This is a genomic window from Fodinicurvata sp. EGI_FJ10296, assembly GCF_040712075.1.
Lineage (GTDB): Bacteria > Pseudomonadota > Alphaproteobacteria > DSM-16000 > Inquilinaceae > JBFCVL01.
In genome coordinates this window covers 261,822-284,456 of record NZ_JBFCVL010000004.1, presented here as the reverse complement: position 1 = coordinate 284,456, position 22,635 = coordinate 261,822, and the positions used below count along the sequence as shown (strand labels likewise).

Annotated in this window: 23 protein-coding genes; 14 read left to right on the top strand and 9 right to left on the bottom strand. The window is 63.3% G+C overall.

Annotation, left to right across the window (positions count from 1 at the left end):
- The first annotated feature begins 110 nt into the window (after window positions 1-110).
- Window positions 111-1,130: an agmatine deiminase family protein gene (locus tag ABZ728_RS10185; protein ID WP_366655989.1), complete on the top strand. Its 1,020-nt coding sequence runs from the start codon at window positions 111-113 to the stop codon at window positions 1,128-1,130.
- 9 nt (window positions 1,131-1,139) lie between these two features.
- Here ABZ728_RS10185 and ABZ728_RS10180 read toward each other — a convergent pair whose 3' ends face one another.
- Both ABZ728_RS10180 and ABZ728_RS10175 read right to left on the bottom strand, forming a co-directional pair.
- The gene (locus tag ABZ728_RS10180) at window positions 1,140-1,943 is read right to left on the bottom strand and encodes a tellurite resistance TerB family protein (protein ID WP_366655988.1); all 804 of its coding nucleotides are present in this window, start codon (window positions 1,941-1,943) and stop codon (window positions 1,140-1,142) included.
- Window positions 1,944-2,046: 103 nt separating this feature from the next.
- Entirely contained in the window at window positions 2,047-2,997 is a 951-nt protein-coding gene (locus ABZ728_RS10175) for a nitrilase-related carbon-nitrogen hydrolase (RefSeq protein WP_366655987.1), read from the bottom strand.
- Between the two features lie 202 nt (window positions 2,998-3,199).
- Between ABZ728_RS10175 and ABZ728_RS10170 the strand changes: the two genes are divergently transcribed.
- The gene (locus ABZ728_RS10170; RefSeq protein ID WP_366655986.1) at window positions 3,200-3,910 is read left to right on the top strand and encodes a phosphatidylserine decarboxylase; all 711 of its coding nucleotides are present in this window, start codon (window positions 3,200-3,202) and stop codon (window positions 3,908-3,910) included.
- A 73-nt stretch (window positions 3,911-3,983) separates the two neighbouring features.
- Window positions 3,984-5,033: a CDP-diacylglycerol--serine O-phosphatidyltransferase gene (pssA, locus tag ABZ728_RS10165; protein ID WP_366655985.1), complete on the top strand. Its 1,050-nt coding sequence runs from the start codon at window positions 3,984-3,986 to the stop codon at window positions 5,031-5,033.
- A gap of 14 nt (window positions 5,034-5,047) precedes the next feature.
- On the opposite strand, the gene ABZ728_RS10160 is transcribed toward pssA, so the two are convergent.
- Both ABZ728_RS10160 and ABZ728_RS10155 read right to left on the bottom strand, forming a co-directional pair.
- Window positions 5,048-5,920 (bottom strand): creatininase family protein, encoded by an 873-nt coding sequence (locus ABZ728_RS10160; RefSeq protein WP_366655984.1) that lies wholly within the window; start codon window positions 5,918-5,920, stop codon window positions 5,048-5,050.
- Window positions 5,921-5,933: 13 nt separating this feature from the next.
- Entirely contained in the window at window positions 5,934-6,449 is a 516-nt protein-coding gene (locus ABZ728_RS10155) for an adenine phosphoribosyltransferase (RefSeq protein ID WP_366655983.1), read from the bottom strand.
- Window positions 6,450-6,609: 160 nt separating this feature from the next.
- Here ABZ728_RS10155 and ABZ728_RS10150 point away from each other — a divergent pair, with 160 nt between their 5' ends.
- From ABZ728_RS10150 to ABZ728_RS10120, 7 genes are all read left to right on the top strand, one after another.
- A complete protein-coding gene (locus ABZ728_RS10150) occupies window positions 6,610-7,824 on the top strand; it encodes an MlaE family lipid ABC transporter permease subunit (RefSeq protein WP_366655982.1) in 1,215 nt (404 codons plus the stop codon).
- A gap of 8 nt (window positions 7,825-7,832) precedes the next feature.
- Complete coding sequence (locus ABZ728_RS10145) at window positions 7,833-8,645, top strand: ATP-binding cassette domain-containing protein (RefSeq protein WP_366655981.1); 813 nt, start codon at window positions 7,833-7,835, stop codon at window positions 8,643-8,645.
- A gap of 9 nt (window positions 8,646-8,654) precedes the next feature.
- Complete coding sequence (locus ABZ728_RS10140; protein ID WP_366655980.1) at window positions 8,655-9,644, top strand: MlaD family protein; 990 nt, start codon at window positions 8,655-8,657, stop codon at window positions 9,642-9,644.
- A 12-nt stretch (window positions 9,645-9,656) separates the two neighbouring features.
- Window positions 9,657-10,331, top strand: coding sequence for an ABC-type transport auxiliary lipoprotein family protein (locus ABZ728_RS10135; protein ID WP_366655979.1), 675 nt, complete (start codon window positions 9,657-9,659; stop codon window positions 10,329-10,331).
- A gap of 127 nt (window positions 10,332-10,458) precedes the next feature.
- The gene (locus ABZ728_RS10130; protein WP_366655978.1) at window positions 10,459-11,550 is read left to right on the top strand and encodes a TAXI family TRAP transporter solute-binding subunit; all 1,092 of its coding nucleotides are present in this window, start codon (window positions 10,459-10,461) and stop codon (window positions 11,548-11,550) included.
- A gap of 28 nt (window positions 11,551-11,578) precedes the next feature.
- Window positions 11,579-12,919, top strand: coding sequence for an aspartate aminotransferase family protein (locus ABZ728_RS10125; protein WP_366655977.1), 1,341 nt, complete (start codon window positions 11,579-11,581; stop codon window positions 12,917-12,919).
- Between the two features lie 29 nt (window positions 12,920-12,948).
- Entirely contained in the window at window positions 12,949-13,830 is an 882-nt protein-coding gene (locus ABZ728_RS10120; RefSeq protein WP_366655976.1) for a 3-keto-5-aminohexanoate cleavage protein, read from the top strand.
- A 43-nt stretch (window positions 13,831-13,873) separates the two neighbouring features.
- Here the strand turns inward: ABZ728_RS10120 and ABZ728_RS10115 are convergent, their stop codons facing one another.
- Window positions 13,874-14,290, bottom strand: coding sequence for a cytochrome c family protein (locus ABZ728_RS10115; protein ID WP_366655975.1), 417 nt, complete (start codon window positions 14,288-14,290; stop codon window positions 13,874-13,876).
- A gap of 298 nt (window positions 14,291-14,588) precedes the next feature.
- Here ABZ728_RS10115 and ABZ728_RS10110 point away from each other — a divergent pair, with 298 nt between their 5' ends.
- Window positions 14,589-15,716, top strand: coding sequence for a DUF2336 domain-containing protein (locus ABZ728_RS10110; RefSeq protein ID WP_366655974.1), 1,128 nt, complete (start codon window positions 14,589-14,591; stop codon window positions 15,714-15,716).
- Window positions 15,717-15,787: 71 nt separating this feature from the next.
- Here ABZ728_RS10110 and ABZ728_RS10105 read toward each other — a convergent pair whose 3' ends face one another.
- Window positions 15,788-15,988 (bottom strand): hypothetical protein, encoded by a 201-nt coding sequence (locus ABZ728_RS10105; protein ID WP_366655973.1) that lies wholly within the window; start codon window positions 15,986-15,988, stop codon window positions 15,788-15,790.
- A gap of 214 nt (window positions 15,989-16,202) precedes the next feature.
- Here ABZ728_RS10105 and ABZ728_RS10100 point away from each other — a divergent pair, with 214 nt between their 5' ends.
- Both ABZ728_RS10100 and ABZ728_RS10095 read left to right on the top strand, forming a co-directional pair.
- On the top strand, window positions 16,203-16,742 hold the full coding sequence (locus ABZ728_RS10100; RefSeq protein ID WP_366655972.1) for a DUF2076 domain-containing protein: 540 nt from the start codon (window positions 16,203-16,205) through the stop codon (window positions 16,740-16,742).
- Window positions 16,743-16,847: 105 nt separating this feature from the next.
- A complete protein-coding gene (locus tag ABZ728_RS10095; RefSeq protein ID WP_366655971.1) occupies window positions 16,848-17,936 on the top strand; it encodes an MBL fold metallo-hydrolase in 1,089 nt (362 codons plus the stop codon).
- 27 nt (window positions 17,937-17,963) lie between these two features.
- On the opposite strand, the gene ABZ728_RS10090 is transcribed toward ABZ728_RS10095, so the two are convergent.
- Complete coding sequence (locus ABZ728_RS10090; protein ID WP_366655970.1) at window positions 17,964-18,434, bottom strand: 6,7-dimethyl-8-ribityllumazine synthase; 471 nt, start codon at window positions 18,432-18,434, stop codon at window positions 17,964-17,966.
- A 202-nt stretch (window positions 18,435-18,636) separates the two neighbouring features.
- Between ABZ728_RS10090 and ABZ728_RS10085 the strand changes: the two genes are divergently transcribed.
- Window positions 18,637-18,861: a DUF3006 domain-containing protein gene (locus tag ABZ728_RS10085; RefSeq protein ID WP_366655969.1), complete on the top strand. Its 225-nt coding sequence runs from the start codon at window positions 18,637-18,639 to the stop codon at window positions 18,859-18,861.
- An 18-nt stretch (window positions 18,862-18,879) separates the two neighbouring features.
- On the opposite strand, the gene ABZ728_RS10080 is transcribed toward ABZ728_RS10085, so the two are convergent.
- Both ABZ728_RS10080 and ppdK read right to left on the bottom strand, forming a co-directional pair.
- Window positions 18,880-19,848, bottom strand: a complete 969-nt coding sequence (locus ABZ728_RS10080) for an alpha/beta hydrolase (protein ID WP_366655968.1) — start codon at window positions 19,846-19,848, stop codon at window positions 18,880-18,882.
- Between the two features lie 9 nt (window positions 19,849-19,857).
- Window positions 19,858-22,536 (bottom strand): pyruvate, phosphate dikinase, encoded by a 2,679-nt coding sequence (gene ppdK, locus ABZ728_RS10075; protein WP_366655967.1) that lies wholly within the window; start codon window positions 22,534-22,536, stop codon window positions 19,858-19,860.
- Between the last annotated feature and the right edge of the window lie 99 nt (window positions 22,537-22,635).

Genomic DNA, 22,635 nt, shown 5'->3' with positions numbered 1-22,635 from the left:
ACGGGGTTGGCGACCGGGCTGGCATCGGCAATGCTGCACGGCAGGATTGCCAAACCCATCGACCATTCATACTCTCTTCCATCGCGTCACCATCAGCAGGATAGCCGATCATGGCCACGCCCGCAGACCACGGCTTCAGGATGCCGGCCGAATGGGCGCCCCACGCAAGGACGTGGATGGCGTGGCCTTGCCGTGCAGAAATCTGGGGAGACCGAATCGAGGCTGCACGCGCTTCTTATGCCGATGTGGCCAATGCGATTTCGTCGGTCGAGCCGGTTACAATGGTCTGCAACCCGGACGACGTAATCGAAGCATCGCTCGCCCTCGGGTCGAGCGTGGAGGTGATGCCGCTGGAAATTGACGATAGCTGGTTGCGGGATAGCGGTCCAATATTCCTCCTCGACGGTCAGGGCGGTATGGCCGCCGCTCATTTCCGGTTCAATGCCTGGGGCGGAAAGTACACGCCCTATGACAAGGACGCCGCCGTTGCCGCCGGTATCGTCGACCGCGTCGGTGTCCAGCGATTCGAAGCGCCATTCGTGCTCGAAGGGGGAGCTGTGACGGTCGACGGCCTTGGCACGGCCATCGTGACCGAGGAATGCCTGCTCAATCCGAACCGGAATCCGGGCATGACCAAGGAGAAGGTCGAGGAAAACCTCGCTCAGTGGCTGGGAATCACGCGAACGATCTGGCTGCCTCAGGGATACGAGGAAGACGAAACCGACGGTCATGTCGACGAGATCGCGGCCTTCGCCAAGCCGGGTGTCGTTCTGGCGTTGACGACTGACGACAAGGACGATGCGAATTACGACGTCCTTCAGGACAATCTTGACATATTGCGGAGTGCCACCGATGCGACCGGTGCGGCGCTGCAGGTCGTGGAACTGCCGCAGCCGGCCGCCCGGGACTATCCGACCGGTGGCCGCATCACCCTGTCCTATGCCAATTTTTACCTTTGCAATGGCGCGGTCATTATTCCCGGTTTCGGACAATCGGCCGACGACCGCGCCTACAAGGTCTTCCGCGAAGTCTATCCTGACCGCCAGATCATTCAGGTGCCGGCCTACGACATCGCCTGGGGCGGTGGGTGCATTCATTGCATTACGCAGCAGCAGCCTGCGATCGGCTGAAGATCCGCCCTACTGGCCAGCGGCGCCCGCTTCTTCAGCCTGGGCATCCAACTGCCGACGCAGTTCGTCCGGCAGATGCAGCGCATCGGCGAGCCTCTCAAGGTATCGGCGTTCTTCGGGCGTGTCGACATCCACCGACAGCGCCGAGGCGAGATAGATTTCGGCCGCCTGCTCCTCGCCCCTGGCCAGGCGCGCGATCGTGACGGGGTCGCTGGGTGCATTCATCTGGTCGAAAAGGAACGCCTTTTCGTCCGCCGCAAGATTCATCGACTGAATGGCTTCCTGCAGGCGAGCATTCTCGTCCTTGTCGATATGGCCATCGGCCTTTGACGCGCTGATCATGGCGCGCACGAGCGTCAGGCGCATGTCGCCGCCGGCACTGTCATGCTGGGTGGCGGGGTCGAAAGCGTCGGCGGCGGGTGAGCCAGCGCCGGTGGCGATCGCGCCGGGCGCGCCATTGCCGGAAGTGTTGGCCTTGTAGTTGCTCCATGCCTTGTAGGCCAGGCCGCCAACGACGGCGAGGCCGCCATAGGTAAGGGCTTTGCCGCCGAATTTCCGCGCGCTCTTGTTTCCCATCAACAGGGCAATCAGACCACCGGCGGCGGCTCCGCCCGCCAGGCCCGACGGCAGGCCCGATCCCCCGGCCGACCCCAGGCCCAGACTCGATGCGAGCCCCGATAATCCGCCGCCGGACTGTCCGGCTGCTTGCCCGGTAGCTTGCCCGGTAGCCTGCCCGGCAGCGCGTCCAGCGCCCTGACTCTGGCCGGCGCCGCCCTGACCGAGGAAATTCTCCAGTAAGCGATTGATATCCATGATGCACCCTTCCGTTCTGCCCGTCGCAGGTCGCCGCAGCACGTCAGATGGTGGCACCTGTTTCCAATTCCAAGTGACGGAACCATTGTCGCCGGACGGGGCTTCAGGGCTTCAGTCCGGGCTCGTGCCTGATGGCGATATTCGCCGCATCCCACGGCCCCGGCCAGACCTCGGCGCTGCCGTGGCGCATGGCCCTGACGGCCGCCAGCGGCAGGTCGCGGACCGATAGCACGGGGCCGTCTCCATGGTGCTGGTTCAGGCGCCCGGTTCCGATCAGCAGTCCGTCATCGATCAGGCCGGGTTCGCAGGGGCCATAGACGGCCGCGCCGCCGTTGTTGGTGGTTCCATCGGGCAACGTTCCGATCGTACCGACCGTTGCGACGACCGTCATCAGTTCGATGGCCCGCGCTCGGGCGCATGAATGGACGCGGTGATAGCCGGTTGCAGCGGCGGTCATGCTCGGCACCAGGATCAGGTCGATATCCAGTGGCGCCAGCCGCGCGGCAATGGATGGTTGCTCGATATCCAGACAGATCAGGATCGCCGTGCGCCAGCCGCGCCAATCGAACACGGCGACCGACTCGCCGGGCATCAGCGTCCAGGCGGCGGGGTCGCGCTCACCGGGGGTCAGTGTCAACTTGTCCTGGACGATCGCCGTGCCGTCGGGCCGGCAGAACAACGCGCGGTTGACGGCGGAGGTATCGCCCGTGTTGCATCGCCAGGGCCAACTGCCCGCCAGGATGTCCATACCGGTGTCCACTGCCATCCGGGCTACAGCCGACGCGGCATCGGCCGCCAGATCGGCCATCCACGGTATCTCGTCGCTGGCGGATTCCGGTGCGCCGGGCATGTGGAGCCATTGGGCGCAGGCATATTCCGGCAGCACCAACAGTTCGTGGCCGGTATCGGCAGCGATGCGGGCCTGCTTCGCCAGCCGATCGATCCAGTCGTCAAGGCTTCGGACGGGCCGGCCGACATTGGTCGCCCACAGCGAAATGGCAGGAAGCGACCCGGTGGGACGGTATTGGCTGTCGTCGGCAATAGGGTCGGACATCGGTGCCCCTCTTTTCCTGTGGCCGGCGCGGCGTGTCAATTCGGTGGTTCAAATTGAGTCGGCAAGCCGTTACATATAGCCACCATCGTCGCCGGGGCAAATAAATGGTAACCTGAACGCGTATAAATCAAAGCGGCGGCTGATCGCTGCCGCCGCTCGACGACACTCTTCAACTCAATCGCCGAAAGGCCGGGAACCGAATATGGCTGGCACCGCGGGCACTTCCGCCCTCAGAACCGTGATCGCTCCCATCCATCGGGCGGGCTACCCCTTTATCGCCGCATTTGCCGCCGTCACCCTGATCCTGTTCTTTCTCTGGGAGCCGCTTGGCTGGCTAGGGGTTCTGGCAACAGCGTGGTGCGTATATTTTTTCCGCGATCCCGTGCGGGTCGTGCCGACCCGACCGGGGCTGGTCGTCGCGCCGGCCGATGGGCTGGTGTCGGCGATCGGTCAGGCGCTGCCGCCCAAAGAACTTGATCTCGGCGACGAACCGTTGACGCGGGTATCGATCTTTCTCAACGTCTTCAATGTACATGTGAACCGGATACCGATAGATGGCCGGGTCTCCAGGGTTCACTATCACCCTGGCAAGTTCCTCAGTGCCAACCTGGACAAGGCCAGCGAGGAAAACGAACGCTGTGGCGCGGTGATCGAGCTGACCGATGGCCGAGAAATCGCTGTCGTCCAGATCGCCGGTCTGGTAGCGCGTCGGATCATCAACAACCTGACCGACGGCGCCACCTGCCGGGTCGGCCATCGTTTCGGTCTGATCCGATTTGGCAGCCGGACGGATGTTTATCTGCCGCCGGGCGTTGCCCCTCTCGTGGTCGTCGGCCAGACGATGATCGGGGGCGAAACGGTTATTGCCGACCTCGACACCGCCGAGCCGCAGCGGATCGGCCACGGCATCTAAGCGGCCGGTTCCGCCCGGGAAAGGCCCATACCAGGCGCCAGGCCGGGCAGAGATCGGCCGAAAGGGACACCATATGATACGGCCAAGACGCCATCGGCGGGCCAGGAACGTCACGTTCAATCGGCTCTTGCCGAATATACTCACGACCTTCGCACTCTGTGCCGGCATGACATCCATTCGGCTGGCCATCGACGGACGGTTCGAACTGGCCGCGATCGCGATACTGATCGCCGCTGTTCTCGACACGTTGGACGGTCGCGTCGCCCGGCTCCTGAAAGCCACCAGCCCGATGGGCGCGCAACTCGACAGTCTGTCGGATTTCGTGTGCTTCGGGGTCGCTCCGGCGCTCATGATCTATTTCTGGTCGATCCACGAAGCGGGGCAATTCGGTTGGGCCGTGGTGCTGATCTTTTCCGTCTGCGCGGCGATGCGGCTGGCACGGTTCAATGTGCAGCTCACCGACGAAGACCGTCCGCCCTGGGCATCCAGCTACTTTACGGGTGTCCCGTCACCGGCCGGTGCCGGACTGGCAATGCTGCCGATCTTCTTCTTCCTCGAAACCGGCATCGCGCTTCAGGAGTTCCCGATACTGATCGGCATCTGGACCATGGGCGCCGGGCTTCTGATGGTCAGCACGCTGCCGACATTTTCGCTGAAATCGGTGTTCATACCGGCGAAATACCTCGTATTCGTTCTCGTCGGTATGGGATTGGTGATCGCCGGAATGATCACGGCAACCTGGCTGATGTTGCTCGCCATGGGGCTTGCCTATCTGGTGAGCATTCCCCTGGCGTGGCGGCGCTATCAGAATCAGACTCTGCGCTATGCTGCCACCAGGGCCTCGATGCTCCATCGTGGCGACGAGGGTGGTGACGCGGGGAAGGGGCCGAAACCAGATTCCAGATCCAGCCCGATATCGGGAAGCGATGATGACGACGCGCCACATGGAGGCGGCGGTGCTGCGACGCCCGCAGCGCGACCGGATCATGGCGCCGCGAACATCCAGAATACCGATGCTGGCACAGATCGTCATCAAGGCAGGACCGCGTTGTCGGATCGCGCTCCATCAACCCTGAAAACATTGCAACCAGGTGTTTATCCGATTTCGTCCCGCAGCGCCTAGCCGATGCGGGCGATTCAGGTTAAGGGCGACAGCCACTGGTCGGTAAGGGCCGGGTCGGTCATTTCCGACAAGAGCGTGGCAAGTGCCGTGGCCGCGTGATCGAGAAGGATATCACCGGTCGCGGCGGTCGCCTTGGCGGCGTTGCCGGTCGCCCCGGCGGCGTTGAGATCTTCGGCGCGCCAGCCGATACGTGCCGCCCCCTCCGGTTCCAGCCATTCGTAACGCGCGGCCATATCCCGGGCCCGCGAGGGAAAATCCGCTAGCAGGTCCATCCGCACACTGTCGGGTGCCAGGGCCATCATCATTGCCGTTTCGACCTGGCCCGCATGCAGCCCATGCCGGCACTCGGCCTCGTCGATGATGCCGGCATCAAGGAGTTCACGCGGAGTACCGAAATCGGGCCAGCTCACGGCGGTTGCGAGCATTCCGTTCCGCGCTCTGGCCTCGCGGATCAGCAGTCGCGCCAGAGGGACCTGCCCGCCGTGACTGTTGAAGATGAGCAGCCGGCGGATCCCCGTGGCGGCCACGCAGGCGATGATTTCCGTCCAGATGCAAAGCGCGGCGGACGATGAAAGCGTCAGCGTGCCGGGGAACCGGTCGTGCTCAGGCGAATAGCCGATGGATTGTTCAGGCAGGACCAGCACGGGTGTGCCGGGATCCAGCCTGCTTATCGCGCGCCCGAGAATGCCGCGATTGATAACGGCGTCTACGGCCACCGGCAGATGCGGGCCGTGCTGTTCCGTTGCCGCGATCGGGAGAACGGCGACCGTCCGGTGACCATCCTGCCCGCCGAGAAGCGACGCGAACTCCCCCGACGTCAACGCGTCCCATCGCGCCGGCAGGCAAGGGGGCTGGGGGACGGGGTCGGCTGGAATCCGCGACGTCACGGGATTGCTCCGATCAGCTTTCGTACTGGATCAGGGTTTCGATCGGCGTATCGATCCGCTCCCGGCCGTTCAGGAAGGTCAGTTCGACGATGCACGCGCAGCCCCGGACGTCGGCACCGATCCGTCGCATCAGCTCGACCGACGCCGCCATCGTGCCGCCGGTTGCCAGCAGATCATCGAGAATCACCACCCGCTGACCTTCCGACACCGCGCCTTCCTGAACCTCGATCGTGTCCTCGCCGTATTCCAGCGCATAGGTATGCTTAACCGTCGGACCGGGAAGCTTGTTGGATTTGCGAACCATGACGAATCCCAGGCCAAGCTTGAGGGCGAGCGGGGCCGCAGTCAGAAAGCCACGGCTTTCAATCCCGACCAGCACCTCGGGCTGCATGGGGGCGATGGCGTCGGCCAGACGGTCGACGGTGGTGCGCCACGCGATCGGATGGGCCAGAAGGGTTGAAATGTCGTAGAAAAGTATGCCCGGCTTGGGAAAATCCGGGACATGGCGGATATGGTCCTTAAGATCCATTATTCTCGTGCCCTATTGTTGCCGCGACGGTTCGGCTATGTCGTACCGTGCGGAATTCATGCCGTTAGCAGAGGCGGCGGCATAACGACCGATCCACTGGAGAAGGTTGCCATACGCTTCAGCCAGGCAACGACGAAAACCGCAAGGATATTTCCGACATATGGGTTCACCGGACCATACGATTACGACACAGTCTACGCGCAATGGCGCGCGCGGGGAACCGCTCTTCGCCATTGATCTGGTGGCGGGATCCACGGGTGCCGTGATTCGCTGTGTCGGACGATGGACGGTTCAATCGGTCGAGGAATTGTCCGGCATGGTCGACACCGTCGTCGCGCGCTGTCCGGCAGGGAAGGTCCGTCTCGATCTTGCGGATCTGGAGGTTCTGGATACCGCCGGGGCATTGATGGTTCGCCGCCTTCGCCTCTTGCTGGCCGGGAGCGGCCGGACGGTGGAGGTGTCGGGCGCCCGGACGAAACCCGCTTCGGTTCTGGCGACGGTGTCGGAGTCCGTCGATAAACCGAAAGGGGAAGGATCGGGCGGCGAAAATGCATCGCCTGCATCCGGGCGATCGCGCCTCGGCGGGATCGCGGAATCCGTCGGCCGCACGGTCTTCGACGTCGGCGATGAAGCCCGCGGCCTGGTCGGATTCCTGGGGCTGATTGTCACCCGTTTCGGGCGGTTGATCAGGCATCCTTCGCGGCTGCGGACGACGTCGATTGTTTTTCATGCCGAGCAGACGGGCTTGAATGCCGTTCCGATCGTGTGTCTGCTGTCGTTCCTGGTCGGCATCGTGATCGCCTATCAGGGCGCCGTGCAGCTCCGGCAATTCGGCGCTGACCTGTTCGTCGTCAACCTGATCGGCATTTCCGTGCTGCGTGAACTCGGCATCCTTGTCACGGCGATCATCCTGGCCGGCCGATCCGGATCCGCGTTTACGGCGCAGATTGGCACGATGAAGGTGAACCAGGAGGTCGACGCCATGGGCACGATCGGCCTGGACCCGGTCGAGGCCCTGGTCGTTCCGCGGCTGATCGCGCTGCTGATCACGTTCCCGCTGTTAACGTTTCTGGCGAACATCGCTGGTATAGGGGGCGGCGCATTGATGGCATACGTGATCCTGGACATCGATCTCGGCACCTTCATTCGGCAGTTTCAGAGCGACGTTGCGATCGGGCATCTCTGGGCCGGGCTGGTCAAGGCGCCGGTATTCGCCTTTACGATCGCGATGGTAGGATGCTACCAGGGATTGCGCGTGACCGGCAGCGCCGAAAGTGTCGGGATACTGACGACGAAATCGGTGGTCCAGTCGATATTTCTGGTGATCGTCCTTGACGCGGTCTTCTCCATCGTCCTGTCCGACTGGGGCTTTTGATGGAGGGAATGACGGCGAAACTCAGTGACGGCGACGACGATGGGGATCCAGCCCAACCTGTCATCCGGGTTCGCGGCTTGCGGACCCAGTTCGGTTCGACGGTGATTCATGACGGGCTCGATATGGATGTCCGCCGGGGCGAGGTGCTTGGCGTGGTCGGGGGATCGGGGACCGGAAAATCAGTGCTGATGCGCGAGATTATTGGCCTGCAGTCCTATGCCAAGGGGACCATCGAAGTCTATGGTCATGACATCTCGACAATGTCCGAAGTCGAGATACATCGCCTTCAGGGCCAATGGGGCGTTCTGTTTCAGGACGGCGCCCTGTTTTCCTCCATGACGGTGGAGGAAAACATCATGGTGCCGCTCGCTGAGCATACCGGCATGAAGCGCGATCTGATGCGGGAGATCGCGCAACTGAAAGTGGCCATGGTCGGACTGCCACCCGATGCCGGAACCAAGGTTCCCTCGGAGCTTTCCGGCGGCATGCGCAAACGCGCCGGCCTTGCCCGGGCTCTCGCGCTCGATCCGGGCATCCTGTTCCTGGATGAGCCGACCGCCGGCCTCGACCCGATCGGTGCGGCGGCGTTCGATGACCTTATCGGAACCCTTAGCCGGAACCTGGAGTTGACGGTCGTAATGGTGACACACGATATGGACAGTCTGTTGACCATCTGCGATCGAATCGCCGCATTGATCGAGAAGAAGGTCGTGGTCGACACATGGGAGGGCCACAAGAGCAGTCAACATCCATGGCTGCAGGCCTATTTCAACGGTGTCCGGGCGCGATCCATGCCGGCCGCTGCCTCCATGAACGAATAGGTTGAGGTAATGGAGACGCGGGCGAAATATGTAGCCGTCGGGGCCTTCGTGCTGACCGTGGCGGGGTTGCTCCTTGGCTTCGCTTTCTGGCTCGGTCTGTCGAGCCTTACGGATCGCGGCGACCGTTATCTGATTTACTTCGACGGGGCTGTCACTGGTTTGCAATCCGGCAGTCAGGTCCGCTATCGGGGAATTCCCGTCGGCCAGGTGAGCGATATCCGCGTCGATCCGGCCAATATCGAGCGTGTCCGGGTGATGATCGAAGTCGATCCCGAAACCCCATTGCGCGACGACAGCTTTGCCATGCTGCAGCTTGCCGGTCTGACCGGCGGCAGTTTCGTCCAGATTTCCGGTGGCTCTCAGGATGCCGCAATGCCCACCATCCCGATCGGCGAAGACTACCCGGTAATCGAATCGCAGCCTTCGACCCTCGACAGCCTGACCGAGCAGGCACCCGATTTGCTCGCTCAACTGCTGGCGGTGACGAACCAGGCTGCGGATCTTTTGTCCGACGACAATCTGGACTCGGTCAATCGCATCCTGTCGAACGCCGAGAGCATTTCGTCCGATCTGTCCGGCCAGACGGAAGTGATCGCGGCGACAACAGACCGGGTGGGCGGTCTGATGATGAATCTCGACAGTCTGGTGACAGAATTTCGTGTCGACGTCGCCCGCATCAGCGATCGGCTCGATACCATCCTGACATCGGCCGATGACGGTTTGACATTGTTTCAGGACGAAGCCGGTGCGACATCCGCCGCGGCTCGCGAATTGCTCGCCAGCGCGGAACAGGCAGCCAACAGCCTCAATACGATCGTGTCAGCGGCTGGACCGGGTCTTGAAGACTTTGCCAATACCGGCCTTTACGAATTTACGATCATGACAACCGAGCTGCGAGATCTCGCGCGCAATCTGTCTCGGGTCATAGAGCAAATCGAACGCAGCCCAACCCAGTTCCTGCTCGGCCCGCGCGGCGGAACAGGCGTTCCGGTGGAGTGATGAGTCATGGACATGTGCAATACGACAGCGCGGAGAACCGCAATACCCTTAACCAGTGGCCGGTATAAGCGTGCAGCCCTGAGGTCGGCCCTGGTTCTTCTCGCCGTCGCCGTGTCAGGCTGCGGCGCGCTGCCGACGCTGCGCGAGAGCACAAATCTCTACAGCCTGTCGGCGCCGTCGGCGGAGTCGATCGCCGGGCCGACGGTTTCGTGGCAGCTTCTGGTCGACACCATGAACGCGCCTGCCGGGCTCGACACGACCTCGATCGCGGTGCGGCAGCGCACCTCGTCGCTCGACTACTACGAAGGGGTGGCATGGACGGACCGGGCGCCGGTCATGATGCAGCGATTGTTGGTCGAAACGTTGGAGAATACAGGCCTCATCACCGGTGTGGGCCGGGACAGTCTTGCGATACGCGCGAATTTCGTTCTGCGCTGTGAACTCCGGGATTTCCAGGCCGATACGACCGGTACCAATACGACCATTGCAACCGTGCGAACGAGTTGTGCGCTGATCAACATGCCCGACCGCGAAATCGTTGCACGCGAATCGCATTCCGGTCAGGCGACAGCAGGCGGGACGGAGTTCGCCCAGATCGTCGCTGCGTTCAACAGGGCAACCGACGATGCGTTGACAGACATAGCCCAATGGGCTCTGTCAGCTGGCGACAGAGAGTTCAGCGGGTGAGGGGTAGCCGATCGTGATGCCGATGCAACAGCGAGACCGGGGACAGATTCGGGGGGGACAGATTCGGGAAAGCACTGTTGATGATGCTTCCGGCGTCGACCGGTCATTGCGAACCCTCCTCGGCTGTATGGCCACTGCCCTCGCGATCGGGGGGCTGGCGATACCCGGCGCTGCCGCTGCAGAGGATGAAGCCCTGCCGCCAGCGGAGCAGGCCACCGAGACCGGCCCGGGTTCCGGAGAGACGGTTTCCCCCGTCGTGTCGATCGCGTCGGGCATGCCAAACGGCCTCTATTTTCCAGTGGCCGGGAGTGTCGCGCAGATACTCGACGCGAGCGGCAGTTTCGACGGGACGACGTTCGCGGCGGAAAGCACGACCGGTTCCTGGGAGAATGTCGTGCGGGTCAATGCCGGTGAGTTCGACTTCGGGATTGCGCGATCGGACCGCGTTTTCGAAGCCGTCATGGGAATCGGGCCGTTCGCCGACAGTGGACCATTGGGCGATCTGCGGCTGCTGATGGCGCTTCACGATGAACCGCTGACGATCATTGCACGCAACGATTTTGCCGCTGACGATTTTTCCGATCTCGGCGACGCCCGGATCAATCTGGGGCCCGACGAGCATAACGCGATGCGGGTTGCCATGACGGCGGCGCTTGAGGCTGCCGGCATGATCCCGGAGGCCGGGCAAGAGGGCGACGACGCCGGGGCGGACGGCGAAGAAGCGGGTCCGACACTCCTGTCGCTGCCGCTCGGGACCCAGCATGAAGCCTTGTGCGCAGGCGAAGTCGACGTGATTGCCTATATTGCAGGGCACCCGACCGGCACCGTCCACGAGGCTGTGACCGCCTGCGAGGCGCGGATCATCGGAATCGGTCCGGAAATCGTGGAAACGGTGCTGTCGGCACATCCCTATTACAAGGCATCGAGCATTCCGTCAGGCTACTACCGCGATACGGCGGTATCCGGCGCCGAAGATGTGGCCGCGGACGAACCGGCTGTACCGACATTCGGCCCGGTCGCACTGATGGTATCGCATGCCGGTGTCGACGATGCGATGGCCGAAAGCGTGACGGCAGTGATCGTCGAAGGTATCGAGGCGCTGCGCAACGTCCACCCGGCGCTGGCGAATCTGTCGATAACCGAAATCCTGGGCAGCGAATTTTCGGCGCCGCTCCATGACGGTGCCTTGGAATTCTTTCGCGAACGCGGTATCCAGTAATCTGGATAAACGGGCGAGAAGCGACGATATGACCAGCGTTTTCCACCGGCATACCCATAACGAGCTGCCGACGGCTGTCAGGGGCGAGGGTGTCTGGCTCTTCGACAACGAGGGCAAGCGCTATCTCGACGCATCGGGCGGGGCGGCTGTTTCATGCCTCGGCCATAGCGACGCGAGCGTGCGCGAGGCCATGAAAGCGCAGATCGATCGTCTGGCTTTTGCCCATAGCGGGTTTTTCACCACTGAGCCGATGGAGGCGCTGGCCGCCCGCCTGGTTGCCCGGGCGCCGGGACGGCTGCGGGACGGAAAGGTCTATTTCGTCTCGGGCGGCTCCGAGGCGGTTGAAACGGCGCTGAAGATGGCCCGGCAGTATTTCGTCGAAACCGGGCAGCCCCAGCGCAAACACGTTATCGCACGGCGGCAAAGTTATCACGGCAATACACTCGGTGCGCTGGCGGCGGGCGGTAACCAGTGGCGGCGGGCGCCGTTCGAGCCGCTGTTGATCGAGGCCTCGCACGTTTCGCCCTGCTACCCGTATCGTGGCAAGATCGATGGCGAAAGCGACGAGGCCTACGCCGATCGGCTGGCAGAGGAGCTGGAGCAGGAAATAGCGGCACAGGGGCCGGAAACGGTCATGGCCTTCGTTGCCGAAACCGTAGTCGGCGCGACGGCCGGTGTGCTGCCACCGGTGGAGGGGTATTTCCGCCGGGTCCGCGAGATCTGCGATCGACACGGCATTCTGCTGATCCTCGACGAGGTCATGTGTGGAATGGGCAGAACCGGAACCCTGTTCGCGTGCGAGCAGGACGGCATTGCACCGGATATGCTGGCGACGGCCAAAGGTTTGGGCGCGGGCTATCAGCCCATTGGCGCTCTTTTGTGCAGCGATGCGATCTGGCGCGCCTTTCGAGACGGATCGGGATTTTTCCAGCACGGCCATACATATATGGGGCATGCCCTGGCCTGTGCGGCGGCGATCGCGGTTCAGGAGCGAATCGAAGACGGCGACCTGCTGAGCAACGTCAATCGGCGCGGCGAAGAGCTTCGCAACGCCCTGGAAAGCCGCTTTGGCAATCATCCCCATGTGGGCGATATCCGGGGGCGCGGGTTGTTCATCGGCATTGAAATGGTCGCGGACCGGCTGAGCAAGGAGCCTTTCGATCCAGCCTACCGGCTTAATGCGCGGATCAAGTCCGAAGCCATGACCCGCGGCCTGATGTGCTACCCGATGGGGGGAACCGTCGACGGCAAGCGCGGCGATCATGTGATGCTGGCGCCGCCATTCATCATTGATGCCGATATGATCGAAGTGATTGTCGATCGACTCGGCGCGGCGATCGATGCCGCTACAGCTCAGTCCGCCGTATAACGACCCATCGACTGGTTCGAGGCCATCGAATGAAGAACGAAGACGATTCCGCGCTCCCCCGACCGATCGAGTCGCCATTGCCATGGGGGGCGCCATGCATCGTCATGGTCGCTCCCAATGGTGCGCGCCGCACCCAGGCGGATCATCCGGCATTGCCCCTGACGCCGGCCGAGATGGCCCGCACGGCGTCGGCTTGCCTGGAGGCGGGGGCGGCGGCGATTCACGTACATGTGCGCGACGCGGAATTGCAGCACAGCATTGATACCGGTGCTTACGTGGAAATGATCGACGCGATTCGCGGCGCGGTCGGCGAGGGTCTGTTCCTGCAGATCACGACCGAGGCGGTGGGCCGCTTCACGCCGGCGGAACAAATGGCGACGGTGCGGGCGGTCCGGCCGGAATCGGCGTCGGTGGCCGTTCGGGAACTGATTCCGCCCGACGCCGACGATGCGCATCTTTCAGTCGTGGAGTCCTTCATCGACTGGTGCGGCACTGAGAATATTGCCCTTCAGTACATTGTGTATGATGCCGTTGATCTGGAGCGATTCAACACATTAAGGGCGCGTGGCGTCATCCCGGATGAAAGCGCCTTTCTTCAACTCGTGCTCGGCAAATATGCGACGAACCGTTTCTGCGCGCCGCCGGAACTGTTGCCTTATCTCGGTGTGCTGCGGGAGGGCGATATCTGGTCGGTCTGCGCATTCGGCCCGCTGGAGGGACCGGCGCTTCTCGGCGCGGCGATGCTGGGCGGGCATGGCCGCATCGGCTTCGAAAACAACATCTACCATCTGAACGGCGAACCGGCCGCCTCCAACGCCGAACAGGTGGCGGGTTTGGTCTCGGGCATCCGTTCGCTGGGCCGGGACCTGGCCCGGGCCGACGACATTCGCGAACTGCTGGCGAATCGTTGAGCCGCGCCTGAACGACGGCGGGACGAACGCGATCGGCAGAGCGTCATTGCTCTGCCGTCGCCTCGCGGAGGAATGCGATCAGGGCAGCGCGCTCGTCACCGTCGCGCAGGCCGGCGAATGACATCCGGTTGCCGGGGACTACGCTACGGGGGGCAGCCAGAAAATCATCCAGGCTTTCCTCGTTCCAGACGATGCCGCTGTCGACCATGGCCGCAGAGTACCGGAACCCACCGGCGCCGCCAGCTTCGCGTCCGAAAAGGCCGACGAGGTGGGGCCCTGCGCGATGACGCTCTTCATCGATCACGTGGCAGGACGAGCAGACCTGGAACGCCGATCGGCCGGCTGCGACCTGCGGGTCTTCGTCGACCGCCGCCTCATCAGCGCCCTGGTCGCCGCATGCGGCCAGCACGAGCGGCAGGAGTCCGACGGCGAGGCCGAAGCGGGGAAATTTCAGCATCATGGTGCTTGTCTCATTCGCGATCGCGGAACCGGCCGGAAGCAAGGACCGGAGTGCAGCCTGTCCCTGATAGCAATGCAATGCACCCGGGGCCAGCATTCGCGGGGACATCGAGGAGCGGCAAATCGCGGCACGTCGGTAAGGCGACGACAGATCGGCTTGATCGGCTTGAGGCGGGGTTTAAGGCGGGCGAGCTTAAGAGGCGTTTAAGAACTATCGCACTATAGTCGCGCGACGCGGCGCATTCGTGAGAACACGGCCTCTTGTGCGTGCGCGTGGGTTAACGGTCGGAGACAAGCAGATGAGCGACCGGCTCACGGAAGAAGACGTTGCCAGGCTGCTGTCGGATCCATCGGTTGAATCGCGCGCCAGTCTGACTCCCAAACTGGCAGGCCAGATCGATACCGAGGGCCTGAGCGATCGCGCCCGGGCCATGGCCGAGGATATTATCCGCAGACTTTCCGCCGATGCGTCGGATCTCGTTCGGACGACGCTGGCGGAGAACCTGAAGATGTCGCCGCATGTGCCACGCGATGTGGCGCGGCAACTGGCTTCGGACATTGACAGCGTGTCCATGCCCATCCTGGAATACTCGTCCGTACTCACGCAAGACGATCTGGTGGAACTGGTCGCGCAGGCAAGCGAAGACGGGCAGGTTGCGGTTGCCCGCCGAACGGATCTGAACGATACCGTCGCCGATGCGCTGCTGGACCGCGCTTCCGGCCGGGTCGCCGAGACGATTGCGGAGAACACGTCGGCACCCCTCGGTGATACCGTATTGGGCCGTATCGCTGACGAACATGGCAGCAGCACGTCCGTGAGCCAATCGCTCAAGAGCCGCCCCGCCTTGTCGGCTACGGTTGCCGAACGCCTCGTTGCCAGAATGTCGGATCACCTGAGCAAGGTTCTGACAGAGAGGCAGGCGTTGCCGGAATCCGTTGCGACCGATCTGGTTCTGAACGCGCGGGAACGCGCCACGCTCTCAATTGCCTCCAGCGAGGCCGACCGCGAACTACTCGGTCTCGTTGAGCAACTGAAACGCGCCGGTCGACTGTCGCCGTCACTGCTGTTCAGGGCCGTCTGCGTCGGCGATACCGGCTTCTTCGAGGCCGGGATTGCGACGCTTGCCAGCATACCGGTCCATAATGCGCGCGTGCTGATCTACGATCAGGGCAAGGTGGCTTTCCGCCGCCTGTACGACAAGGCCGCGCTGCCGGAGCGGCTGTTCCCGGCGTTCCGGATGGCGGTCGATCTGGTCAACGATACAGATATGCGCAGTGCAGATTTCGATCCGCAATCCTATAGCAGGATGATGATGGAACGCGTCCTCACCCAGGCATCCGATCTGCACCCCGAAGAAGCCGACTATCTGCTGGGACGGCTGCTGGACATCGCGCCGGGCACGACCGACAGCCGCCCATCCAACTGATACCCGCCCGCCAGATGAGCTTTCGCCAGATGAACCTTCACCTGATCAACTTTTGGGGCAATCACAGCCGATCAGATGATGATATCGAGGATCTGCCCGCGGTCGCCGCGCTTCTTCCGTGCGCTGGTCTTGTGCACACGTTCCATGGCTTCGACGGCGTTTATCGTCTCGGTCTTTACCCGCGTCGGGTTGCGGGCCTGGCGCAGGGCTGGCGTCGGCGCCACTACATGAACAAGTGGGGCCGGCGGTACGACGGGAACTGCAAGTGCCATCACGTCACCTCCGGGTCTCGGGCCGGCACCCGCCGGGTCGTTCTTCCCGGACTGGATGCCACGATAATAGTATACGGCATTCTCGACATTTTCGCAGGTGAAACCGACGAGGTTACCGCTCGTTCGTTAACGTCCGCTCGGGACCGACCTCTTGTGGACCGACGCCGAAGGGCCATTTGAAGATGCGACAGTTTTACCGGCGGAGGACGCGAGAATGGATAAATCGGACCGCGAAGCGATTGACGATCTCTTCGACAAGGTAGCGAAGGCGGAACGGCAGGGCGGCGACCGCGATCCGGAGGCGGAGGCCCATATTCGCAGCAAACTGGACGAGCATCCGGCTGCTCCCTACTACATGGGGCAAGCCATCGTGATGCTGGAAGAAGCCTTGGGCCGGTCCAATGACCGCATTGCCCAGCTCGAAGAAGAGCTCCAGAAGCGTCCGGCGGGTGGCTTCCTGTCCGGTATCTTCGGCGGTGGCGACAGCCCGGTTCCGCCGCCCACACAGCGGCATGCCCATGATGGCGGATCCCCGTCGGACCAAGTGGGCCGCGGTGGCGGGTTTCTGGGCTCAGCCGCTGGCACCGGAATGGCCATGATCGGCGGTGCCATGTTGGGTTACGGCCTGGCATCCGGTTTCGGCAACGACGCCGAAGCCGCGGAAGCGGGCGCCGAGCAGCGCCCGGCGGAGGGTACGGACGATGGAGGCGGCGATATCGGGGGCGGCGCGGGCGATTTCGATATGGATTTCTAGATCGACCTGAGTTGAGTGTACGAAACCTAAGCACTTTCTAGTTGCTCCGGGAGCGGGGTGGAGGCTATCAGATCAGCGGTTTTCGTTCCGCCTTCTGGATGCTTCATGCCCCGCGATCCTGGAATCTATCCCCGCCGAACCGGTGTTCGCCCCGGAAATGGGGTTCGGCGTCTTCTCGTCGCGTCCACCGTCCTGTTGTGGGCCGGCTCCGTTCAGGCTGACCTAGACGTTCATTTCATCGATGTCGGTCAGGGCGATGCGGTACTACTGGCCACCGCCGATGCCCGGATCCTCGTGGACGGAGGCGGCGCCGGCGGGCAGGTGAGTGACTATCTGGCCGCGCTGGGCGTTACCGATCTCGATCTTGTGGTGGCGACACATGCGCATGCAGACCACATCGGCGGTCTCACGGATCTGCTGCAAGCCGGTGACATTGCGGTTGACGCCCTCTGGTATAATGGCCAGACCCATACCACCGTCACATTCGAAACGTTCATCGATGCAATCGCTGCTGCACCCGGTATTGATTATCGGGAACCGGTTCGTGGCGACCGAGTGTCGATCGACGGCATCGGGGTCTCGGTCCTCCATCCGGCAACATCGGCCGCCGATGCCACAGGTGACCTGCACGACAGCATGATCATCCTGCGTGCCGATTATGGGCAAACCAGCGTTCTGCTAACGGGCGATGCCGAGGTGGCGTTGGAAGCGAGCCTTCTGGAAACCGGAATCTCCGTCCATGCCGACATTCTGAAATTGGGACACCACGGATCGTCAACCAGCACCTCGGTTGCTTTCCTTGAAGCGGTGTCGCCGGAAATCGCGGTCTATCAGGCAGCGGCGGACAATCGCTATGGCCACCCCGATGACGCCGTGCTGGCCCGTCTGGCAGCTGCCGATATCGCAGTCTATGGAACCGATACCCACGGTACGGTCGTCGCGCGCAGCGACGGGAAAAACTGGGCGGTTCCGGACATTGACGGGGCTCCTCTAATGGCGGCGGCGGCATGTGTGGACCTGAACGCCGCCACGCCGGATCGGCTGGCGGAGATCGTCCATATCGGGCCTGCCCGCGCCGAGGCGGTTGCCGCAGCGCGCCCCTTTGGCAGCATCGACGAGTTGGGCCGCGTGCCGGGAATTGGACCGGCCCGCCTTGCCGATATCGCCGCCCAGGGGCTGGCCTGCGGTCCCTGACCGGCCACCGCCGGCAGGTTGCGCCTGCTATTCGGTCAGTTCAGCCACCTTGCCGATCATGGTGGCGCAGGCGTCGGCGACCTCACGGCCCTTGACCGTGAAATGGTCGTGGAAGAACCGGTGGTGCTCGGCGCTCTCATGGAAATGATGCGGCGTCAGAACCGCCGACAGCACCGGAACGCCGGTTTCGAGTTGTACCGACATCAGACCGTTGAGCACGGCGTGGGCCACGAAGTCGTGGCGGTAGATGCCGCCGTCGACGACGAACCCACAGCCCACGATGCCAGCGTATTTGCCGCTCCCGGCAAGAAGCTTGGCCGTCAACGGGATCTCGAAGGCGCCGGGAACATCAATGACGTCGATATTGGCGGCCGGTGTGCCGCGTTCCGCCATTCTTGCGAAAAAGGCCTCGCGCGCCTGACCGACAATGTCGCCGTGCCAGCCGGCCTGGATGAAGGCAACGCGGGTGCCGCGCGGCCTGTGGATGATGGAGGTCATGTGGATGGTGCCCCTGATAGAGCGCATTGAAGCGAGTGGCCGAAGGTGTTCGGATTACCAGCCTCCGTCTAGGCCAGTCGGCTCAAGGGCGCAACGGGAACGGCAACCGGTTTGCCACATTGCCGCATTTTTCGATCGCATTACGCTCGTCGCGCAACCTTGAGTATTGATTCTATGGCGGTGCATGGATACACTCTGCCGTATGGACAGAATGCTTTACACGGTCGACCGCTTATCCGACGGCGTTGCGGTCCTGATCGGCGATGATGGTACGGCGTACGAGATCGACGCCGGGCGACTGCCGGCCGGGGCGGGCGAGGGTGCGGTCCTGCGATCGCACCTGGACGAGTTTCAACTCGACGAAGGCGAGCGGCAGCACCGGGCGGATCGTATCCGCAGCAAGTTGCAGGCGCTTCGCGACCGATGAGGCGGTAGTGGATCGCCGTCAGGACGCGTTCGCGATCATGTCGGCAGTGGCGTCGAAGGCTTCCCAGAATCGGTCGCGCAAGGCGTCGCGCTCCATCAGGATTTCGTGACGCGCCTCGTCGATCCTGACCAGCCGTGCGTTCCCGAGCTTGTCGACCAGACGATCCTGGGCAGCGTTGTCGACCAGTTCTTCCTGGCCGGCCTGTACGATCGTCACAGGCATCGTCAGTTTCGCGATCGACTCCGGTTGCGACAACAGGCGGCAGGACCGATAGGCGGCCAGAAACCAGGCCCAGCTTGGACCGCCAACGGTCAGGCCGGGGTTGTGATCGGTCCATTTCGACTGCACCGCAAAGCGCAGCGGATCGCTGGTCAGGCAATTGCCGTCGAAGGTCTGGCGTTTGGGGGCGCTGCCGTCGCTCTGACCGGGCGGATAGGTCGAGCCCCGGCCGATGGCGACCATCAGCCGTGCCATCGCGGCGATCAGCCGGACCGGCACGCCGGCCACGGGCCGAAGACCGACCATCGGGGCGCTGAGGACCATCGACGGTGGCGCGATCAGCCCCGCCGCCACCGCCCGAAGCGCCATGTGCCCGCCCATGGAGTGGCCGAGCACGATGCGTATGGCCGATTTGTCGATCGAATCGACGACGGTCGCGACATCGGCGAGATAGCCGCTGAAATCGGTCACATGGCCCATGGAAGGATTGGACGGGGGGCGGCCGTCCGACAGTCCCTGACCGCGCCAGTCCCAGCCGACGACGTCATAGCCGCGGTGAGTCAGATCGGCGGCGGTCTCTGCGTATTTCTCCATGAACTCCGTACGGCCGCTCATCAGCAGGGCGATGCCGCGGGACGGCGATCGTGCCTGCCACCGGCCGCGCCGGATCGACAGGCCGTCTTTCGTGACGACCCGATCGATCGTCGGTCCCGGCCAATGTTTGGCCGCGACCGCTTCATCCGCCGAACTCGCCCCGTCAGCGTCCATGGAGTTCGATCATCCTGTTCTGTGTCCCGGCGGGTCCGATTTCAGGCTTGCCTGCGCCGCTGCCAGCCGCGCAATCGGAACGCGGAACGGCGAGCAGGACACATAGTCGAGCCCGACGGATTCGCAGAAGCTGATGCTGTCAGGATCGCCGCCATGCTCGCCGCAGATGCCGAGCTTGATATCGGGCCGGGTCTCGCGCCCGCGTTCGACGCCCAGGCGGACGAGTTGACCGACGCCTTCCTGATCGAGGGTGGTGAACGGATCGCGATCGAGGATACCCTGATCGACATACGCCCCCATGAAATTGGTCGCGTCGTCCCGGCTGATGCCGAGTGTCGTCTGGGTAAGATCGTTGGTGCCGAACGAAAAGAACTCGGCCGATTGGGCCAGTTTGTCCGCGCACAGCGCGGCGCGCGGCAATTCGATCATGGTTCCGACGAGATATGTCAGCTTTTCTCCCGCGCCCACTTCGGTTGCGACCCGGTCGATCATCGTCTTCAGGATGTCGAGTTCCTCACGCGAAAAGGCCAGTGGGATCATGATTTCCGGGATGACCGTATCGCCGCTTTCGCGGGCGACCTCGACCGCGGCTTCCAGGATCGCGCGGACCTGCATTTCGTAGATTTCGGGATAGGTGATTCCGAGGCGGCAGCCGCGATGCCCCAGCATCGGGTTGGATTCATGCAGTTGCAGCGCCCGGTGGCGCACCGTGGGAACATCCACGCCCGCGGCTTCCGCAACATCGGCGAAATCGCCGTCCGACCGGGGCAGGAATTCGTGCAGTGGCGGATCCAGTAGCCTGATCGTGACCGGAAACCCGCGCATAATGGTGAAAAGTTCGACGAAGTCGCTGCGTTGCATCGGCAGCAGCCGGTCCAGGGCGGCGCGGCGGGCGGTCTCGGTCGTCGACAGGATCATGCGGCGCACCTCGGTGATCCGCTCCTGGTCGAAGAACATGTGCTCGGTCCGGCACAGGCCGATACCTTCGGCGCCGAAGGATAGCGCGGTCCGGGCATCGGCAGGCGTCTCGGCGTTTGCCCGCACACGCATGCGGCGGTGCTTGTCCGCCCATGCCATCAGGGTCGCGAAATCGCCGGACAGGGTTGGCTGGATGGTACCGACGTCGCCCAGCATCACCTCGCCCGTGCCGCCGTCGATGGTCAGCCGGTCGCCGGCAGCCAGTGTATGCCCGGCGACAATGACCTTGCCGGCTTGTTCGTCGATTCGGATTCCACCGACGCCGGAGACGCACGGGCGTCCCATACCGCGCGCCACCACGGCGGCGTGGCTCGTCATGCCGCCGCGCGTGGTCACGATTCCGGCGGCGGCGTGCATACCGTGAATGTCTTCCGGGCTGGTTTCCTCGCGCACCAGAATGACGGTTTCGCCGCGACCGGCACGCGCTTCGGCGTCGTCGGCATTGAGCACGATGATCCCGGCTGCCGCGCCGGGCGATGCCGGCAGTCCCTTGGCGATGACATTGCGCTCGGCGTCCGGGTCCAGGCGCGGGTGGAGCAACTGATCGAGACTGGCAGGCTCGACCCGGCGGACGGCTTCGGATTCGTCGATCACGCCGTCATGGCAGAGGTCGACGGCGATCTTCAGGGCGGCGGGTGCCGTTCGCTTGCCGTTGCGGGTCTGCAGTATGAAGAGGTCGCCTTGCTGTATGGTGAACTCGATATCCTGCATGTCCTTGTAGTGGGCTTCCAGCCGGTCGCGGATATCGACCAACTGGCCGAACACCGCCGGCATTTCTTCTTCCATGCTGGGCAGTCTCGAGCCGGCATTTTCGCGAGCCGCTCTGGTCAATGACTGCGGTGTGCGAATGCCGGCAACGACGTCCTCGCCCTGGGCATTGATCAGGTATTCGCCATAGAAGACGTTTTCGCCGGTGGAGGGGTCACGGGTGAAGGCGACGCCGGTGGCGCAGTCATTGCCCATATTGCCGAACACCATCGCCTGAACGGTGACGGCCGTGCCCCAGGCATCGGGGATGTTGTGCAGCCGGCGATAGGTGATGGCGCGCTGGTTCTGCCATGAACCGAAAACAGCACCGACGGCGCCCCATAGCTGCTCGCGGGCGTCCTGGGGAAAGCCATCGGGTGTTTCGTCGGCGACGACCCGCTTGTAGCCTTCGATCACTTCTTCCCAGTCGGCGGCTGTCAGGTCGGTGTCCAGTGTGAACCCGTTGGCGCGCTTGGTGCTGTCGAGCACGTCTTCGAACAGGTAGTGATCGACACCCAGCACCACGCCTGAATACATCTGAATGAAGCGGCGATAGCTATCGAGGGCAAAGCGGCGGTCGCCGGTCTTCTTCGCCAGACCTTCTGCCGTTTCGTCGTTGAGGCCCAGGTTGAGGACCGTATCCATCATGCCCGGCATCGACGCCCTGGCGCCGGAGCGCACCGAAACAAGCAGCGGGTTGTGCGCGTCACCGAATCCCATGCCCAGCCGCTTCTCGATGCGGGCAATCGCCTCGTCGACGGCGGCATTCAGGTCGTCGGGATACCGCCGGCCGTTGTCGTAGAAGTGGGTGCACACGGCGGTCGAGATCGTGAAGCCTGGCGGCACCGGCAGGCCCAGCGTGCTCATCTCCGCCAGATTGGCGCCCTTGCCGCCCAACAGGTCGCGCATGTCGGATCGACCGTCGGCTTCGCCGCCGCCGAAATTGTAGACCCACTTGGTCATGGCTTGAATCCCCTTCAGCCTTTTCTTGCACGCGCACGTCAACCGCTTCGGCCGTCACCGTGCGAGGCGGGCCGGATCCGGTTCTAATCCGTGCGCTAT

What these genes read in the sequence shown, in the direction of transcription:
- ABZ728_RS10155 (WP_366655983.1), bottom strand. Translation starts at nt 6,449, where the DNA reads ATGGATCTTAAGGACCATATCCGCCATGTCCCGGATTTTCCCAAGCCG.
- ABZ728_RS10100 (WP_366655972.1), top strand. Translation starts at nt 16,203, where the DNA reads ATGGATAAATCGGACCGCGAAGCGATTGACGATCTCTTCGACAAGGTA.
- ABZ728_RS10085 (WP_366655969.1), top strand. Translation starts at nt 18,637, where the DNA reads ATGGACAGAATGCTTTACACGGTCGACCGCTTATCCGACGGCGTTGCG.
- pssA (WP_366655985.1), top strand. Translation starts at nt 3,984, where the DNA reads ATGATACGGCCAAGACGCCATCGGCGGGCCAGGAACGTCACGTTCAAT.
- ABZ728_RS10145 (WP_366655981.1), top strand. Translation starts at nt 7,833, where the DNA reads ATGACGGCGAAACTCAGTGACGGCGACGACGATGGGGATCCAGCCCAA.
- ABZ728_RS10130 (WP_366655978.1), top strand. Translation starts at nt 10,459, where the DNA reads ATGGCCACTGCCCTCGCGATCGGGGGGCTGGCGATACCCGGCGCTGCC.
- ABZ728_RS10170 (WP_366655986.1), top strand. Translation starts at nt 3,200, where the DNA reads ATGGCTGGCACCGCGGGCACTTCCGCCCTCAGAACCGTGATCGCTCCC.
- ABZ728_RS10105 (WP_366655973.1), bottom strand. Translation starts at nt 15,988, where the DNA reads ATGGCACTTGCAGTTCCCGTCGTACCGCCGGCCCCACTTGTTCATGTA.
- ABZ728_RS10175 (WP_366655987.1), bottom strand. Translation starts at nt 2,997, where the DNA reads ATGTCCGACCCTATTGCCGACGACAGCCAATACCGTCCCACCGGGTCG.
- ABZ728_RS10180 (WP_366655988.1), bottom strand. Translation starts at nt 1,943, where the DNA reads ATGGATATCAATCGCTTACTGGAGAATTTCCTCGGTCAGGGCGGCGCC.
- ABZ728_RS10150 (WP_366655982.1), top strand. Translation starts at nt 6,610, where the DNA reads ATGGGTTCACCGGACCATACGATTACGACACAGTCTACGCGCAATGGC.
- ABZ728_RS10110 (WP_366655974.1), top strand. Translation starts at nt 14,589, where the DNA reads ATGAGCGACCGGCTCACGGAAGAAGACGTTGCCAGGCTGCTGTCGGAT.
- ABZ728_RS10090 (WP_366655970.1), bottom strand. Translation starts at nt 18,434, where the DNA reads ATGACCTCCATCATCCACAGGCCGCGCGGCACCCGCGTTGCCTTCATC.
- ppdK (WP_366655967.1), bottom strand. Translation starts at nt 22,536, where the DNA reads ATGACCAAGTGGGTCTACAATTTCGGCGGCGGCGAAGCCGACGGTCGA.
- ABZ728_RS10135 (WP_366655979.1), top strand. Translation starts at nt 9,657, where the DNA reads ATGTGCAATACGACAGCGCGGAGAACCGCAATACCCTTAACCAGTGGC.
- ABZ728_RS10080 (WP_366655968.1), bottom strand. Translation starts at nt 19,848, where the DNA reads ATGGACGCTGACGGGGCGAGTTCGGCGGATGAAGCGGTCGCGGCCAAA.
- ABZ728_RS10115 (WP_366655975.1), bottom strand. Translation starts at nt 14,290, where the DNA reads ATGATGCTGAAATTTCCCCGCTTCGGCCTCGCCGTCGGACTCCTGCCG.
- ABZ728_RS10120 (WP_366655976.1), top strand. Translation starts at nt 12,949, where the DNA reads ATGAAGAACGAAGACGATTCCGCGCTCCCCCGACCGATCGAGTCGCCA.
- ABZ728_RS10095 (WP_366655971.1), top strand. Translation starts at nt 16,848, where the DNA reads ATGCCCCGCGATCCTGGAATCTATCCCCGCCGAACCGGTGTTCGCCCC.
- ABZ728_RS10140 (WP_366655980.1), top strand. Translation starts at nt 8,655, where the DNA reads ATGGAGACGCGGGCGAAATATGTAGCCGTCGGGGCCTTCGTGCTGACC.
- ABZ728_RS10125 (WP_366655977.1), top strand. Translation starts at nt 11,579, where the DNA reads ATGACCAGCGTTTTCCACCGGCATACCCATAACGAGCTGCCGACGGCT.
- ABZ728_RS10185 (WP_366655989.1), top strand. Translation starts at nt 111, where the DNA reads ATGGCCACGCCCGCAGACCACGGCTTCAGGATGCCGGCCGAATGGGCG.